Origin of the sequence: Bacillus sp. RSS_NA_20 (assembly GCF_020165915.1) — a bacterium.
Classification (GTDB): Bacteria; Bacillota; Bacilli; order Bacillales; family Bacillaceae; genus Bacillus; species Bacillus altitudinis.
Window position 1 is genome coordinate 1,232,475 of the sequence record NZ_JAIUKW010000005.1, and the last position, 15,861, is coordinate 1,248,335.

At 41.9% G+C, this 15,861-nt stretch carries 18 protein-coding genes and 1 riboswitch; of the genes, 5 read left to right on the top strand and 13 right to left on the bottom strand.

Translation table 11 applies throughout. The features are described 5' to 3' along the window. Positions 1-14 precede the first annotated feature (14 nt). Together secDF and LCD32_RS11960 are read right to left on the bottom strand one after the other, a co-directional pair. The gene (secDF, locus tag LCD32_RS11955; protein ID WP_035701720.1) at positions 15-2,243 is read right to left on the bottom strand and encodes a protein translocase subunit SecDF; all 2,229 of its coding nucleotides are present in this window, start codon (positions 2,241-2,243) and stop codon (positions 15-17) included. A gap of 41 nt (positions 2,244-2,284) precedes the next feature. Then, positions 2,285-2,581 (bottom strand): post-transcriptional regulator, encoded by a 297-nt coding sequence (locus LCD32_RS11960; RefSeq protein WP_003216788.1) that lies wholly within the window; start codon positions 2,579-2,581, stop codon positions 2,285-2,287. Positions 2,582-2,697: 116 nt separating this feature from the next. On the opposite strand from LCD32_RS11960, the gene spoVB reads away from it, so the two are divergent. Continuing rightward, a complete protein-coding gene (spoVB, locus tag LCD32_RS11965; protein ID WP_008342741.1) occupies positions 2,698-4,248 on the top strand; it encodes a stage V sporulation protein B in 1,551 nt (516 codons plus the stop codon). 1 nt (position 4,249) lies between these two features. On the opposite strand, the gene LCD32_RS11970 is transcribed toward spoVB, so the two are convergent. Beyond that, on the bottom strand, positions 4,250-4,912 hold the full coding sequence (locus LCD32_RS11970) for a DUF421 domain-containing protein (protein WP_017358120.1): 663 nt from the start codon (positions 4,910-4,912) through the stop codon (positions 4,250-4,252). A 165-nt stretch (positions 4,913-5,077) separates the two neighbouring features. Here LCD32_RS11970 and LCD32_RS11975 point away from each other — a divergent pair, with 165 nt between their 5' ends. Beyond that, a complete protein-coding gene (locus tag LCD32_RS11975; RefSeq protein WP_007501492.1) occupies positions 5,078-5,455 on the top strand; it encodes a TIGR04086 family membrane protein in 378 nt (125 codons plus the stop codon). A gap of 49 nt (positions 5,456-5,504) precedes the next feature. On the opposite strand, the gene yajC is transcribed toward LCD32_RS11975, so the two are convergent. The 7 genes from yajC to LCD32_RS12010 form a co-directional block, all read right to left on the bottom strand. Next, a complete protein-coding gene (gene yajC, locus LCD32_RS11980) occupies positions 5,505-5,771 on the bottom strand; it encodes a preprotein translocase subunit YajC (RefSeq protein WP_003216659.1) in 267 nt (88 codons plus the stop codon). 47 nt (positions 5,772-5,818) lie between these two features. After that, positions 5,819-6,964: a tRNA guanosine(34) transglycosylase Tgt gene (tgt, locus tag LCD32_RS11985; protein ID WP_017358121.1), complete on the bottom strand. Its 1,146-nt coding sequence runs from the start codon at positions 6,962-6,964 to the stop codon at positions 5,819-5,821. 31 nt (positions 6,965-6,995) lie between these two features. Next, the gene (gene queA, locus LCD32_RS11990) at positions 6,996-8,024 is read right to left on the bottom strand and encodes a tRNA preQ1(34) S-adenosylmethionine ribosyltransferase-isomerase QueA (RefSeq protein ID WP_035701724.1); all 1,029 of its coding nucleotides are present in this window, start codon (positions 8,022-8,024) and stop codon (positions 6,996-6,998) included. 34 nt (positions 8,025-8,058) lie between these two features. After that, on the bottom strand, positions 8,059-8,259 hold the full coding sequence (locus LCD32_RS11995; protein WP_008342752.1) for a DUF2905 domain-containing protein: 201 nt from the start codon (positions 8,257-8,259) through the stop codon (positions 8,059-8,061). Then, complete coding sequence (ruvB, locus tag LCD32_RS12000; protein WP_007501501.1) at positions 8,252-9,256, bottom strand: Holliday junction branch migration DNA helicase RuvB; 1,005 nt, start codon at positions 9,254-9,256, stop codon at positions 8,252-8,254. Before ruvB ends, LCD32_RS11995 begins: the two co-directional genes overlap by 8 nt. 11 nt (positions 9,257-9,267) lie before the next feature. Next, on the bottom strand, positions 9,268-9,873 hold the full coding sequence (gene ruvA / locus LCD32_RS12005) for a Holliday junction branch migration protein RuvA (RefSeq protein WP_017358123.1): 606 nt from the start codon (positions 9,871-9,873) through the stop codon (positions 9,268-9,270). Positions 9,874-10,020: 147 nt separating this feature from the next. Further along, a complete protein-coding gene (locus LCD32_RS12010; RefSeq protein WP_008342756.1) occupies positions 10,021-10,533 on the bottom strand; it encodes an intercompartmental signaling factor BofC in 513 nt (170 codons plus the stop codon). A 226-nt stretch (positions 10,534-10,759) separates the two neighbouring features. On the opposite strand from LCD32_RS12010, the gene LCD32_RS12015 reads away from it, so the two are divergent. After that, positions 10,760-11,404, top strand: a complete 645-nt coding sequence (locus tag LCD32_RS12015) for a serine/threonine protein kinase (protein ID WP_041506800.1) — start codon at positions 10,760-10,762, stop codon at positions 11,402-11,404. 234 nt (positions 11,405-11,638) lie between these two features. Here the strand turns inward: LCD32_RS12015 and LCD32_RS12020 are convergent, their stop codons facing one another. Continuing rightward, the gene (locus LCD32_RS12020; RefSeq protein ID WP_008342761.1) at positions 11,639-11,821 is read right to left on the bottom strand and encodes a hypothetical protein; all 183 of its coding nucleotides are present in this window, start codon (positions 11,819-11,821) and stop codon (positions 11,639-11,641) included. A 192-nt stretch (positions 11,822-12,013) separates the two neighbouring features. On the opposite strand from LCD32_RS12020, the gene LCD32_RS12025 reads away from it, so the two are divergent. Beyond that, a complete protein-coding gene (locus LCD32_RS12025; RefSeq protein WP_008342763.1) occupies positions 12,014-12,163 on the top strand; it encodes a hypothetical protein in 150 nt (49 codons plus the stop codon). Between the two features lie 32 nt (positions 12,164-12,195). Here the strand turns inward: LCD32_RS12025 and thiC are convergent, their stop codons facing one another. Further along, positions 12,196-13,956, bottom strand: a complete 1,761-nt coding sequence (thiC, locus tag LCD32_RS12030; protein ID WP_057079805.1) for a phosphomethylpyrimidine synthase ThiC — start codon at positions 13,954-13,956, stop codon at positions 12,196-12,198. A gap of 126 nt (positions 13,957-14,082) precedes the next feature. Further along, positions 14,083-14,192, bottom strand: a riboswitch (TPP riboswitch). Between the two features lie 238 nt (positions 14,193-14,430). Between thiC and LCD32_RS12035 the strand changes: the two genes are divergently transcribed. Beyond that, on the top strand, positions 14,431-15,063 hold the full coding sequence (locus tag LCD32_RS12035) for a LysE family transporter (RefSeq protein WP_008342767.1): 633 nt from the start codon (positions 14,431-14,433) through the stop codon (positions 15,061-15,063). A gap of 46 nt (positions 15,064-15,109) precedes the next feature. Here LCD32_RS12035 and LCD32_RS12040 read toward each other — a convergent pair whose 3' ends face one another. Continuing rightward, positions 15,110-15,730 carry a YhcN/YlaJ family sporulation lipoprotein gene (locus LCD32_RS12040; RefSeq protein WP_017367717.1) on the bottom strand — a complete coding sequence of 207 codons (621 nt, stop codon included), beginning with the start codon at positions 15,728-15,730 and terminating at the stop codon, positions 15,110-15,112. Positions 15,731-15,861 lie beyond the last annotated feature (131 nt).

Genomic DNA, 15,861 nt, shown 5'->3' on the forward strand with positions numbered 1-15,861 from the left:
GCAGTCTTTCTTGTTTAAATATCTTGTTCTGTATCTATTTTAGCCGGCTTTTTCAGCTCACGGCCTTTCCATATCAGCCAAATTTGTGCCGCAATGTAAAGGGATGAATACACCCCTGTTAATAGGCCGACAAGTAAGGCGATGGAGAAGTTTGTAATAGATGCTGAACCGAAAATGAGAAGTGCAATCACCACTACAAGTACAGTGAGTACAGTGTTCACAGAACGCGTAAAGGTTTGCTGTAAACTTAAATTCACAATGTACGATAAATCTTCGATCGTTTTCGGTTTGCGTTTCTTCATTTGCTCACGCACCCTGTCGAAGGTGACAATCGTGTCATTGATCGAGTACCCAATGACCGTGAGTATCGCTGCAATGAAGGTGACATCCACCTCTAAACGCGTAATGCTAAAGAAGGCAACGATAAAGAATGCGTCGTATAGCAGAGAGGCAATCGCTGCAATCGCCATTTTATACTCAAATCGGATAGATACATATAAGATAATCCCGATTGAAGCTATGATGATAGCGTATAATGCATTACGTGCCAGCTCTTTTCCGACTGTCGGAGACACTGTACTTACGTTAGGCTCCGTTCCGTATTTATCTTTGAAGTAATCTTTCACTTCAGCGATTTTTTCTTTATTCGGAACACCGACAAATCGAGCTGCTGCTTGATTTTCTTTTTGCCCCGATAACACAACACTGTCTGTCTCAAGGTCTAGCTTTTTAAAATCTTGCTCCACCTGTTCTGTTGACAGTTTATGGTCACTTTGAATATCAACTCTAGTACCACTTGCAAAGTCAATACCTGCATTGAGCTTGAAGATCGACAGCACAATGATTCCAGCAATGGTAACGGCTGCTGAGAAAATCATAAAGCCTTTACGTTTGCTGACAAAATCCCATTTATCAAATGGTGTTTTCGGTTCAGTATTTTCTGTTGTTTCATGAATATCGATGATGTCTTTCTGACGAACACCAAACCAGCCTTTTCTGCGGTCGAAATAACGGCTTTCTACAAGTAATCCAAGAAGGAATCTTGATAGGAAGACAGCCGTGATAAAGCTTGTCAAAATCGATAGGATAAGCATGGTTGCAAACCCTTTGACAGAGCTTGTTCCAAAGAAGAATAGAACCCCGCCGGCAATAATACTTGTTAAGTTTGCATCAAAGATCGTGGCAAATGATCTGCGGTTACCCGATCTGAAAGCAGAACGGACAGATTTACCGAGCTTGAGCTCTTCTTTAATCCGCTCATACGTAATAATGTTGGCATCGACAGCCATCCCTACCCCAAGAATCAATGCAGCGATTCCAGGCAGTGTCATGACGGCGCCCATCCAGTCAAAGACTTGCAGTGTGATAAAAATATAAGCTGACAGTGTAATGACAGCAACAAGACCTGGTAATCGGTAATAAAACAGCATGAATAAGAAGATAAATGCGATTCCTACAATTCCTGCGAAGACTGTTTCGTTTAGTGCTTGCTCACCAAACTGTGCACTCACAGATGTTGAATATTTTTCGGTTAATTTTACTGGCAATGCACCGGCATTTAAAATGCTCGCAAGGTCTTTTGCCTCTTGAACTGTAAAGTTTCCTTCGATTTGTACGTCACTGCTGTTAATTTCTTGGTTTACATTCGGCGCAGATACATACTTATGATTTGATTTAGAGACTTCTTTTTTGAAGGAATCTCCCTTATGATAATCAAGCCAAATGACAAGCTGATTGTTTGGTGCCATCGCCGCTACTTTTTTTGTCACGTCACCAAACTTTTTCGCATCCTTTAGTTTGACTGTCACGATCGGCTCATTCGTTTGATTGAATGTTTGTTTTGCACCATTTTCAACAAGATCAGATCCGTTTAGAAGCTCTTTGTCATTCGTATCTCTGAAGGAAAGCTGTGCTTCAGTCGATAGAATCTCCCGTGCTCTGTTTTGATCTTTTACGCCCGCAAGCTGTACGCGGATACGGTTGTTTCCTTCAATCGAAATGTTCGGCTCACTGACCCCAAGCACGTTGGCTCTTCGGTTTAAAGCCTCTACTGTACTGACGAGAACACCATTTGTGATCTTGTCTTCTTTTTTCACTGGGTGTACATCATACAGAACTTCAAATCCACCCTGTAAGTCCAGCCCTAGCGTCATATCTTTCGCAACGGGCTTCGTTAATAAGCCCACACCAGTTCCGATTAACAGAACCACTAAGAAAAACGCAAGTATGCGCCCTTTTTTCATTATGTATTTCCTCCTTAAACACCTGAATCCATTTAGATGGCTTATTTCAACAGTTCGTCCAGCATATTCTTGCCATCTTCACTGTCCAAAAAAGCAGACGTTTTAAACGACTGAACGGTTGCATAGTTCATAAATTCGCCAATTTTCACAGATAAAATATCTGCAACCATTTCATGAATCGGATACTCTTGTTTTTTCTTCCACTTCTTATTCTCTAAGTATGACCATAATTCCTCTAAATCTACATCTTTATAGCCCAAAACGATGAATTCTTCAAGCTTACTGAACAGAAAAGGCTTTAAATGGTCTTTGTATATAGCAGCCGGATGTTGTGTCAATGTGAGGCTCCCCCTTTTCAGTTTTTTATCGAGAGACTTGTCATGCTTGGACGATATACACGCATATCTTATTGTATATGATTCTATGTCGTTTGAGAAGGCAGGTGATCTGTGATTTGACGAAGCAAACGTTTTTAAAAGGGACCATTATTTTAATTTTAGCAGGTTTTATTACAAGAATATTGGGTTTTGTCAATCGAATTGTGATTGCAAGGTTCATTGGTGAAGAAGGCGTAGGGCTTTATATGATGGCAGCGCCTACCTTTTTTCTCGCCGTGACGCTGACACAATTCGGACTTCCTGTTGCGATTAGTAAGCTAGTCGCAGAAGCAGAAGCCCGTGGTGACAAACAGAAAACAAAACGCATTCTAGTGATGTCCCTTGCAATAACAGGAACACTCAGCCTGATTTTCACGCCGCTCTTTTTATGGTTTGCCCCTATTATGGCGGAAAATATGCTGACAGATCCTAGAACGGTCTATCCTCTGCTTGCCATTACACCAGTCGTACCCGTTATTGCGATCTCTAGTGTGTTAAGGGGCTATTTCCAAGGAAGACAGCAAATGAGCCCGCTTGCGATGTCGCAAGTACTAGAACAGGTCGCAAGAATTTCACTCGTAGCAGTATGTACAACAGCGTTCCTGCCTTATGGAATTGAATACGCAGCAGCAGGCGCCATGATTTCATCTGTCATCGGGGAAATGATTTCACTTGCTTACTTACTGATTGCCTTTCGTTATAAAAAGACCATCCGTATCCGAAAACGTTTTTTCAAGGCAATTCATGATGGGAAGGACACGTTTAAGCAGCTCATGAGTATTGCCCTGCCAACGACAGGCAGCCGTTTCATCGGCAATATCTCTTGGTTTTTAGAACCGATTGTCGTCGCGCAAAGCCTTGCGATTGCCGGTTATGCAGCTGTGGAAGCAACAAGGCAGTACGGAGAATTGACAGGACTTGCGCTCACCCTTTTGACACTTCCTAGTTTTATCACGTATTCTCTCTCCACCGCACTAGTTCCAGCGATTAGTGAGGGGATGGAACAGAACAAACGCAAAACGGTCGAATACCGGCTCAAGCAGGCGATGCGCCTTTGTTTATTAAGCGGGGGCATTTCATGTATTATCCTTTTTGTGTATGCAGAAAATTTAACCCTCTTCATGTATGGTTCATCTCATGCCGCCGTCTATGTAAAATTCATGGCCCCCTTCTTTTTGCTCTATTACTTTCAAGGGCCACTGCAGGCTGTCCTTCAAGCATTAAATTTAGCGGGGGCAGCGATGACCAACAGTTTGATAGGAGCTGTTGTGAAAACAGGCATGATCTTTGTTCTTGCTTCACAGCCAAGCTTTGGCATTATGGGCGCAGCGCTTGCGATACTCATCGGCATCGTTCTTGTCACGTTGCTCCATGCGGCAACTGTCGGTAAAGTGCTGCCTATTCATTTACCATTAAAAGAATATGGACTTTGCGTCCTTGTGATCATCGGCACTGGGGCGGTCAGCTTATGGATGAAACATCAAGCGAGCGGACTCTTTTCCGCCCCTTTGGAGCTTGTCATGATGATCGTTTTGACGTGCGTGCTGTATGTCATTCTATTAATTTGTCTTGGGCTAGTGAAACGAGAAGAGCTACGCCGCATCCCCTTTATTGGGAAGCTGCTGTAGCTCATTCTTTCTTGATCACTTCATCTTTCAAATCAATATAAAAATCCTTCTGATTAAAGCTACAGTAGGAGATCTGCTCGATGTCATGATAGCCTCTTTTGGCAAGCTCCTTTATCAGCCACTGTTCATCATGGTTGATCTGCTTGAGATGATCATGCTGAACCACACCGTCTGCAATAAGCGGGAGCTCAAGCGCTGCATGTTTGCGCTTGTTTTCTTTTTCAACAACGGCGAGCTTTCCTGAAGGCTCTAAGATGGCATATGAGACATCCTGGATACTATCGATGTTATTTTCTCTTAATTGAATCAGCAAATCATCAAAATTGTATCGCTGTTTTCTCATCGCACCCTCATCTATTTTACCGTTGATGATGAGCAGGGCCGGCTTACCGTCGAGAAAACGACGGACACCTTGGAATTTTAGTGACAAATAGGCAAGGGTGATTTGAATGAAGGTTAACAGCAGGATCGGCCATACTGTATGTAACATGTGATCCTCTACTTCTTCTATGGCGAGCACCGCAATTTCAGCGATCATCATAAAAATAACAAGATCTAAAATACTCAGTTCCCCAATCTCCCTTTTGCCCATTAAACGAAAGATAAACCAAATGAGAAAATATAAAATGATCGTTCTCATGGAGATAATTAAGATGTCCTGCATATGATGCACCCCCTCCTTCTCCACCATAGCTTGTGTCAAAACACTTTATTTATGTAGAAAAGAAAGCCTCGGTTTTTATCACGAGAAACATGTCTATTTTTTCTTCTCCGTGAATACATTTTAGTAAAAGACAAGCTTCGGTCAATTGGAGAGGAGACGAATCACATGCAGGAAACGAAACAAATAGGAAAAGGCATTTTATCTGGCTTAATTGCTATTTTTGTCGTGATGATTGTGACAAGCTTACTTGTATCACTGATGCTTACCTTCACAAGTATGCAGGAATCATCGTTTAAATGGATGATCATGATCTTGTCCTTTGCGGCACTTTTTCTAGGAGGAATGATTTCTGGAGGGAAAGCAAAGGAACGAGGCTGGCTCATTGGCGCCATGACCTCTTTTATCTTTTCACTCACTGTTTTTTTATTTCAATATTTAGGGTTTGGAGAAACCTTTTCACCAGAACAATTCATCTATCATGCAGCCTTTTTGGGAATTTGTATGCTAGGGGGAATGATTGGCGTTAATCTTCGGGGCAAATAAAAAAAGAGCGAATGATATCGCTCTTTTTTTATCGCTATGTATTGGAGGATTAGCCTTTGTCAGCTAATTCTCTAATAGCACGTCGGTCGAAAGTTAAACGGTTGTTTTCGCTTGTTTTGATGACCACTTTTGATTCATCAATGTAGTCGATTTCACCGTGTAAACCACCGATTGTGACGATTTTATCGCCTTTTGATAAAGATTGCTGCATCTGACGCACAGCTTTTTGTTGCTTTTGCTGTGGACGGATTAACAAGAAGTAAAGCACAGCAAACATGACAACAATCATAATGATTGAACCCATACCACCATCCATTCTATCTCACCCCTTTCTAAAGCATTGTAAAGCTTTTCGTTTATGCGTTAAAAGTTTTTCGCATTCGGTTTGTTAAAGCCATAACGCTCAAAAAACTCTTCTCTAAAATCACCTAAACGATCCTCACGGATAGCTTCTCTCACTTGCTCCATTAATTTTAACAGAAAATGAAGATTATGATAAGTTGTTAATCGAATTCCGAACGTCTCATTTGTACGGATTAAATGTCTAATATAAGCACGTGTGTAGTTTTTACATGTGTAGCAGTCACAGTTTTCATCGATTGGTCTGAAATCACGCTCATATTTAGCATTTTTCACAACAAGGCGTCCTTCACTTGTCATCAGCGTACCGTTTCTTGCAATTCGCGTAGGCAGTACACAGTCAAACATATCGACACCTCGAATCGCACCGTCAATTAATGAATCTGGCGAGCCGACACCCATTAAGTACCTTGGCTTGTCTGCCGGTAAAAATGGCGTTGTAAACTCCAGCACACGGTTCATCACATCTTTTGGTTCACCAACAGATAAACCTCCAATGGCGTATCCTGGGAAATCAAGTGAAACAAGGTCTTTTGCACTTTGTTTACGAAGCTCTTCGTATTCTCCGCCCTGTACAATGCCAAACAGCCCTTGATCCTCTGGACGCTGGTGCGCTGTTAAGCAGCGCTCTGCCCATCTGCTTGTCCGCTCTACAGAACGTTTCATATAATCGTACTCTGCTGGATACGGAGGGCATTCGTCAAATGCCATCATAATATCTGAGCCGAGCGCATTTTGAATCTCCATCGCTTTTTCAGGAGAAAGGAACAACTTATCTCCATTTAAGTGATTACGGAAGTGAACGCCTTCTTCTTCAATTTTTCTAAATTCACTTAAAGAAAACACTTGGAAACCGCCTGAATCTGTTAGAATCGCTCGATCCCAGTTCATAAATTTGTGCAGGCCGCCTGCTTCTTTGACAATGTCATGCCCCGGGCGCAGCCATAGATGATACGTATTGCTTAAAATGATGCCTGCTTCCATTGCTTTTAACTCTTCAGGCGCCATTGTTTTCACTGTAGCCAGTGTACCAACTGGCATAAATACAGGTGTTTCAAAGGAGCCGTGCGGTGTATGAACGCGTCCAAGACGTGCACCTGTTTGTTTGCATGATTTAATGAACTCATAACGTATCGGTAATTGCGACAAAAATGAGCCCTCCTGTCTTTGTTGTATGATGTTATTGAATCAGCATGGCATCGCCAAAACTGAAGAATCGATATTCCTCTTTTACAGCCTCATTGTACGCTTTTAGGACGTGTTCTCGTCCAGCTAATGCACTGACAAGCATAATTAAAGACGATTTCGGCAAGTGGAAATTCGTGATCATGCCATCAATTGCCTTAAATGTATAGCCTGGGTAAATAAAAATCGACGTCCAGCCGCTTGACGCTTTGAATTCACCATCATAAGTACTTGCAATGGTTTCAAGCGTTCTTGTCGAAGTTGTTCCGACTGAAATAATCCGTCCGCCTTCTTTGCGCACGCGATTAAGTTCTTCTGCCGTTTCTTCATTCATTTCGTAAAACTCTGCGTGCATTTCATGTTCTTCAATGCGTTCAGCACTGACCGGTCGAAATGTGCCAAGCCCTACATGGAGCGTAATAAACGCAATATGCACTCCTTTTGCTTTCAGTGCATCCAGCAGTTCATTTGTAAAGTGAAGACCGGCAGTAGGCGCAGCAGCGGAACCAACTTCTTTGGAATAGACGGTTTGATAACGCTCACGATCGTCAAGCTGCTCTTTAATGTAAGGAGGCAGCGGCATTTCACCTAAAGATTCAAGTACTTCATAAAAAATGCCTGTATACTGAAACTCAACTTTTCTTCCGCCATGTTCCAGTTCTTCTGTACATACCGCTTTTAATCGTCCATCACCAAATGTAATGACTGTTCCGTTTTTCACACGTTTTGCTGGTTTCACGAGCGTTTCCCATTTGTCTCCTTCTTCTTGTTTCAAAAGAAGCAGCTCCACTTTAGCACCCGTATCCTCTTTCGTTCCAAATAGACGTGCAGGCAATACACGTGTATTGTTTAAAACGAGACAATCACCCTTTTGAAAGTAATCTGTGATTTGCGAGAATGTATCATGTGTGATGCCACCTGTTTGTTTATTTAAGACCATCAGTCTTGATGCATCTCGTTTTTCAAGCGGCACTTGTGCAATCAATCTTTCTGGTAAATCAAAATCAAATAGTTCTAACTTCATTTCCTTCACCTATTCTGTAGTTAACTAGTTAACGTTATTTCATCCGTCCGAAGACATTGAGTAAAATGGTTAGGACGATGCTAATGACAATGCATGTAATCACAGGAAAAAAGAACGTTACGTTCCCTTTTTTCACGAAAATATCGCCTGGAAGTTTCCCAACCAATTGAAACACTAAACCAGCGGCAAAAAGGACACCACCTAAAATCATCAACATTTTAGGGAATTCAGTCACGAATCGGAACCTCCATATGAAAATGTTCATACGCTTCTCTTGTGACGACCCGCCCTCTTGGTGTTCTTTGCAGAAAACCAATTTGCAGTAAATACGGTTCGTACACATCTTCAATCGTATGTGATTCTTCTCCAATTGTCGCTGAGATCGTATCAAGTCCAACAGGACCGCCTCTAAATTTTTCAATCATACTTAAAAGCAGTTTATGATCGATATGATCAAGTCCGAGTCTGTCAACTTGCAGACGCTCAAGAGCATCTTCTGCAATGTCTTGTGTGATCGCATGATTTCCAAGCACCTGCGCAAAATCTCTCACTCTTCTGAGCAGACGATTGGCGACCCTCGGTGTGCCTCTAGATCTTCTTGCAATCTCTTCAGCTGAACGAATGTCGATCCCAATCTCAAACAGCTCGGCTGTTCTTGCTACAATGTGAGCCAAATCTCTTTGCTCATAGTATTCCAATCTTGCATGAACCCCAAACCTATCACGAAGCGGCGCTGTTAAAAGCCCAACACGGGTTGTAGCACCTACAAGCGTAAATGGCGGTAAATCAAGCCGCACAGAGCGTGCTGTATCTCCTTTTCCAATCACGATATCTAGACAAAAGTCCTCCATCGCTGGATATAGCACTTCCTCTATTGAACGCTGCAAGCGATGAATTTCATCAATAAACAGAACATCGCCAGGTTCAAGAGATGTTAAGATCGCCGCCAAATCGCCAGGGCGTTCAATCGCTGGTCCAGACGTTGTACGCAGCTGAACATTCATTTCATTGGCAATGATCGACGCAAGCGTTGTTTTCCCAAGTCCCGGCGGTCCATATAAAAGGACGTGATCCAGTGTTTCCTGCCTCATTCGGGCAGCTTCAATAAATACGCTGAGATTATCCTTTACTTTCTGCTGGCCAATATATTGACTAAGCGTCTGTGGACGCAGACTTTGCTCAATGGCTGATTCATGGTTGTCTGCTTCAGTTGAGACGAGCCGTTCATCCATGAGACATCACCCTATTTCAACATTTTTTGTAAAGCTTTTTTCACATATTGATCGGTTGTCAGATTCTTCTCTTCTTTTAATAAAGGAAGAACCTTTTTGATTTCACGATCACCATACCCAAGGACACTTAAGGCTTCAACCGCTTCATCTAAAGCGCTTTGCTGCGTTTCAATCTGGATATGATCCTCGTGGTTAAATAAGTTTCCTATCATTTCAGGCACCACATCTGCGAGCTTCCCTTTCAGATCTAGAATGATCTGTCGTGCTGTTTTTTTGCCAACACCCGGGAATTTAATGAGGAAAGCTTCATCCTCTCGTTCGATCGCTGAAATGACAGCGCCAGGGTCACCGGAAGCAAGAATCGCAAGCGCACCCTTCGGTCCAATCCCTGTGACATTTAACAGTTTTGTGAACAACGCTTTTTCTTCTCGTGTTTGGAATCCATATAACGAAAAAGCGTCTTCCTTTATGTAATGATACGTATAAATCGTTTCTTGTTTTGTTACTCGATAGATAAACGGATTTGGGGTATAGACTTGATATCCCACTCCACCGTTTTCAATGACAACATATTGCGGGCACACATAATCAATGGTCCCTTTTACAAACTCTATCACCGTTTTCACCTCTTTGACTGTTCTCCATTGTAACATAAATCGAAGAGAAAACCGTAATAAAAGTTAACATACGTTCGCTCAGCCTTTTTTCATCGTCAACCCATGAAAAAGAGCTTGCGGTCTTCACACCAGCAAGCTGTCATACGATTAAAACGATTGTTCATTTCGGTAAGGTTTCATGACTTCAAGCACATGCTCAAATTCATCTTTTGTTCGAAACGGAATGCCTTGTGCAAGCTGCTGCTCTACATGACTTTCCAAGCGGGACGTATCAATTTGAAAAAAGAGATGAATAGGCTCCGCCCACCCGTCAGGCCTTCCATGAAACGTAGAAATCACGCCGTCTTCTGATAATCCGATATATCCATTTGCTTTACTCAAAGGCGATATATCGTCAATTTGCTTTCTAAAAAGGGCAAAATCCTCTCGCTGTTCTACCAATGTCCAGCCCTTATACTGGGCCCAAAATGTGTCTTTGTCTTCTAATGATGCCCGCTGTCTTTCAATACTTACATCGCCGTCTAGATAGACCTTTTCAAGCTGAACGTTGATGGTTTTTGACTCTTTTTGCAAGTGTTCTGCTGCTTCCATATCAACAGCGAAAAAGAGTACACTTGTCATGATAAGTCCTGTAACGAAATACTTTATTTTCACTTTCACTATTTACACCTCTTTAGAACATAAGATCGATGCATGACATATGTAGTTTGACCCATTTTGCTCCACATTAACCAAATCGATGTCTTGACACATATTGAGAGTCTTTCGTTGTATCCTTCGTGCGTAAATGTTATGTTTTATACAATCCATTGCTCTACCGAATCACATGGTTTTTTCATCATTCGTTTTTCAGCCGCATAAACTGAAACCAAAGAAGGTGAAGTCAATGTCAGATGTCAAAAGATTAGCCGAATCGATTCAGTATCAAGAAGAAAAACGTTTTAATAAGCTCGTCTTTAAACCGGCTGAGCTTGAGCTGTGCGGCAAAGGAAGAAGTGCCTATGTATTTTCATACAAAAAAGACGGCAAGAAAATGGCGTTAAAAGTCTTTTTTCCTTCTTATCGAAACATCGCTCGCAAAGAGGCTGCAATTTATGAAAAACTTTCCGGCTCCTCCTATTATCCTGAGATTTACGAGTCTGGAGATCAATATATTTTAATGGAATATATTAAAGGTTATACTTTCTATGAATGCCTGACAAAAGGCATTCCGATCAAAAAACAAATGATTGAACAAGTAGATGATGCGCTAGAAGAAGCACGCGCGAAAGGTTTAAATCCTTCTGATATTCATCTGCGAAATTTAATTTTAACAAAGGATGGCCGCGTCAGGGTCATTGACGTCGCCCGCTTCACGCAAACGAAAACATGTCATCAATGGGATGATTTAAAAGCTGCATACACCTATTATCAAAAACCTTTTTTCCCTAAAAAAGCGCCGCGTCTATGGCTTGAAGTGATTGCCTATTTGTATAAGAAAAACTGGCTGTCTCGAGGTCAGCTGAACAATCGAAATGATTTTACTGCATAATGAAAGCCGCTCGAAAAGAGCGGCTTTCAGATTGTTGACAAAGGGCTAAAATGAACTTTATTTTAGCCCTTTGTCTTCTTTTTCAGCGTGATAGAAAACCTTTGCAGCCCTAGGAAGGACGAGTACCTGCGCGGAGCGAATTTGACATTCGTGAGCACCGGCACGCAGGACTGACACCGAATGCGAGGGTTTGTCTACACGCTGAAAGCCGCTCTCTTTGAGCGGCTTTCTGTTTTATTCTGTTTCTACATGGATACTATTCACATTTAATAGGTTAATGATTTCATTATTCAGCTTAAACCAATGATTGGCTTCCTCAATTTTTTTATACACATCATAGGTAGCTGGACGTTTCAGCTCGAAATCGAGCACTTCCCCATTGTTCATATGAAATGTTACCTTAAATACTTTCATCATAAGATCACCTTCCACTCTGTCTTGTTCACTAACCTGATCGGTCAGCTCTTTTCATTCATTCTCTATTCAATCCGTTTCCCCTGCTTCTTTCCTTCTAAACACAAGAAGTTTAAATTTTGTTTAAATTCGCACAACATATCTATCTATATACTCTTCAAAAGAAGTATATTGAATGAAAAGGAGGCTGCCTTTATGAAACAAAAGAAAAAACGAACATCTCCAGAGAGACAAACAGTCCTGTTTCATTTAACAGATGCCCTCATCCCAAGTATTGAAACGATGGCGATTGCAGTTAGAGCATTTTTGCACCTCGTGAGAAAAGCCATTTCAGCCGTTTTATAAAAACCCCGCACTAGAGGAGTGCGAGGTTTTTTTTAGGATTGGTAGATTTGACTTCCTTGACTGATAAACTCTTTTGCCTTCTTCTCCATCTCTCTTTTCACTTCTTCTGATTGGTTGCGGATGTCATGAGATATTTTCATACTGCAAAACTTTGGTCCACACATGGAACAGAAGTGAGCAGTTTTAGCACCTTCAGCAGGCAATGTTTCATCATGGAATGCCAGCGCTCGTTCTGGATCAAGTGACAGGTGAAATTGATCCCGCCATCTGAATTCAAATCTCGCTTTCGATAAGGCATCATCACGCTTTTGAGCAGCAGGATGTCCTTTTGCTACATCAGCTGCATGTGCGGCAATTTTATAAGCGATGACGCCTTCTCTTACATCTTCTTTGTTCGGCAGACCTAAATGCTCTTTTGGTGTCACATAGCACAGCATGGCTGTTCCGTACCAGCCGATCATCGCCGCACCGATCGCGGATGTAATATGATCATATCCCGGTGCAATATCTGTTGTTAGAGGGCCTAACGTATAAAAAGGTGCCTCTTTGCATATCTCCATCTGCTTATCGACATTCTCTTTGATTTTATCCATTGGAACATGACCAGGTCCTTCAATCATGACCTGTACATCATGTTTCCAAGCGATCTCTGTCAATTCCCCTAACGTTTCCAGCTCTGCAAACTGCGCTTCGTCATTTGCGTCCGCAATGGATCCAGGTCTGAGCCCGTCCCCAAGCGAAAAGGCAATGTCATATGTTTTCATGATTTCACAAATTTCTTCAAAATGGGTATACAGAAAGTTCTCTTGATGATGAGCGAGACACCATCTTGCCATAATGGCTCCGCCTCTTGAAACAATTCCAGTGACCCGGTCGACTGTGAGCGGAATATACCTTAACAGGACGCCCGCATGAATGGTGAAGTAGTCAACCCCTTGCTCTGCCTGTTCAATTAATGTGTCTCGGTATACTTCCCACGTCAAATTTTCTGCGATTCCATTCACTTTTTCAAGTGCCTGATAAATTGGGACAGTTCCTACTGGGACTGGGCAATTGCGGATAATCCATTCTCTCGTTGTATGAATGTCCTTTCCTGTAGACAGGTCCATCATCGTATCTGCCCCCCATCTAATTGCCCATGTCATCTTCTCCACCTCTTCTTCAATGGACGATGTCACAGCTGAATTGCCAATATTCGCATTAATTTTCACGTGAAAATTCTTTCCGATGATCATCGGCTCACTTTCAGGATGGTTGATATTCGCTGGAATGACCGCTCTCCCACTAGCCACTTCCTCTCTAACAAACTCAGGACTTAGCTGTTCTCTCAAAGCGATAAACTCCATTTCAGGCGTAATGATGCCCTTTTTTGCATAATGCATTTGCGTCACACAAGCACCTTGTTTCCCGCGGAGCGGCACATGATGAAATTCTGTATGGGCAGCTTGAAAGGATTCTTTCCCGTTCAAGCGATATCCATTATCTTCTGGCTTTACTTGACGCCCTTCATAGCTTTCAGTATCTTCTCTTTCTTTAATCCATTCTGATCTCAGGCGCTTTAATCCCTTTGTGACATCAATATGAGCCTCCTCATCTGTATACGGTCCACTTGTATCATACACACGAATCGGTTCATTTGGGATATCACCTGCTTGTGTCACTGTATTTGTGAGCACAATTTCTCTTTTTGGCACCAAAATGTCAGGTCTTGAGCCTTGTTCATATACCTTTCGACTGCCTTCAAAGTTTGATAATAAAGATTGCGTTGATGGAACATTTGTCTTTTCATTCATTTGCTGTTCTCTCCTTCTTTTCGTGTCACCGGACAGGATGGAATCAGCACCAGCAAAAAACCAGATTCTATGTAAAGAACCTGGTTTCGTCGTCAGAAAAAAACATGTATGCCATTCATATGGCACATGTATCATCTTCAACTTCCCCACGCTGGTACGAGCCAGATCAGGTCCAAAGGGTTAAGAAGCTTGTCTTCTCTCTCAGCCCGCATTTCCGGGCACCCCTAGTCACTTATATTGATTTCCACAACAGTGTAGCATAGCTGAGAAATGAAAAAAAGAAGTTTCAGGAAAATAGTTCCTTTCCCCTACAATGAATACACGCTCTTCACGATATACATCTTTCTATACACGATCTATCTCTCTCATTTCGATTAAATCAGAAATAATCATTGATCCTTTTCTCCTAATATGTATAATTAATCTAAACGGAGAATTTTTATACAAACATGATTCAAAGGAAGTTCTAGTCGATTGCAAACATTTCTTACATTTATCGTCGTTGGATTCTCAATTGCTCTACCTGTTGGAGCGATCACGGTTGAAATGACAAAGCAGGGATTAAAAAACGGATTCTTTCATGGATTAACTGTAGGCGCTGGTGGTATGACCATCGATATATTGCTCATCTTGGCTTTATATGCTGGATTTGCTCAATTTTTATCTTTGCCCTTTATCCAAATTCCTCTCTGGCTGATCGGTGCCATCTTTTTAATGATTCTTGCCTACGATTCGATTAAAAATGCGGATCAAGACATCCATTTAGCAGGAGAAAAAGTGAATAAATCATTCGCTAAAACATACCGAAATGGGCTGCTCGTCGCGGTATCACCTGGAAACCTTGTGTTCTGGGTATCTGTGTTTGGTGCTGTACTGGCAGATGCTTATACGAATACAAATTCATCTGAATTTATATTGGCTGCTGCGGGTATTTTGGCAGGGATTCTTCTTCATGACATCGGTCTTCTCACGATTGTTTCCCTAACAAGAAAAGTGATGAATCGAACAATGATCAAGTGGACATCCATTATTGCCGGTATTTTATTACTTGGATTTGGCTGTTATTTCTTTTATGAATTTTATATCGGGATCAAAGTTTATTTTTAAAGAAAGGCTAAAGTTCGTCATGAACTTTAGCCTTTTTTATTCCCGCCTAGCGGGTCATGCCTGTCTGACCTGTTTCAAATTGCGTTTTTCTCATATCTCTGAAGCGTGTAAATGCGCCTTCGTCTTTAATGACTTGGACAGCTCTTCCATCTGCATAACGAGTCGCTGCTTCTTCTACTTGTGATACACCCTCTGATGTCAAGCGCCCATCTGTTTTAAGAGCAATATACACATTTTCATCCGTCACCATGACTTGTGAGTCTGTCACATGGTTCATTTTGTTCACTCGGTTGGCGATTTTTCTTGAACGCTGGATGTTCTCTTGTTTATCGTAGCCAGAGAACGACATTTGGTTATGATAGTTCATATCTCCATGACTGTAGCGTCCATCTCCACCAGTAAGCGGCATTCTCACTTGATCCTGTGTAGGGCGTGAACGATAATCAACATTCGTTGTATTTCTTCCGTTCATTCCCTCCATAAGCTCAGAAACCGGTCCTTGATGATCTTGGTTGTTGTCTGTTGCCTGTTGATTGGAGTGGTATCCAACTGGCTGGCCTGATTGATTATGACGTGTATCTACACCCGCATTGTTATTTGTACCACATGCCGTTAATCCAATAGGTAGAAGCACTAAGGCGATTGTTTTTTGCCATTTTTGTCTCAAACGAAAAACCCCCTGTACAAATTGAATCTCATGAGCGCAAAACAGGCTCTGTTTTAGCATGTACAGTTGAGGACAAAAACAAGCTGTCAGTTATAAACAAAAAAAGGAACGATTGAGATCGTCCCTTGTGT

Bases quoted from the DNA above. Each gene is read 5' to 3' on its own strand.
- ruvB (WP_007501501.1), bottom strand. From the start codon at position 9,256: ATGGATGAACGGCTCGTCTCAACTGAAGCAGACAACCATGAATCAGCC.
- LCD32_RS11970 (WP_017358120.1), bottom strand. From the start codon at position 4,912: ATGCAGGACATCTTAATTATCTCCATGAGAACGATCATTTTATATTTT.
- LCD32_RS12015 (WP_041506800.1), top strand. From the start codon at position 10,760: ATGTCAGATGTCAAAAGATTAGCCGAATCGATTCAGTATCAAGAAGAA.
- thiC (WP_057079805.1), bottom strand. From the start codon at position 13,956: ATGAATGAAAAGACAAATGTTCCATCAACGCAATCTTTATTATCAAAC.
- LCD32_RS11975 (WP_007501492.1), top strand. From the start codon at position 5,078: ATGCAGGAAACGAAACAAATAGGAAAAGGCATTTTATCTGGCTTAATT.
- queA (WP_035701724.1), bottom strand. From the start codon at position 8,024: ATGAAGTTAGAACTATTTGATTTTGATTTACCAGAAAGATTGATTGCA.
- LCD32_RS12020 (WP_008342761.1), bottom strand. From the start codon at position 11,821: ATGATGAAAGTATTTAAGGTAACATTTCATATGAACAATGGGGAAGTG.
- yajC (WP_003216659.1), bottom strand. From the start codon at position 5,771: ATGGATGGTGGTATGGGTTCAATCATTATGATTGTTGTCATGTTTGCT.
- secDF (WP_035701720.1), bottom strand. From the start codon at position 2,243: ATGAAAAAAGGGCGCATACTTGCGTTTTTCTTAGTGGTTCTGTTAATC.
- LCD32_RS12025 (WP_008342763.1), top strand. From the start codon at position 12,014: ATGAAACAAAAGAAAAAACGAACATCTCCAGAGAGACAAACAGTCCTG.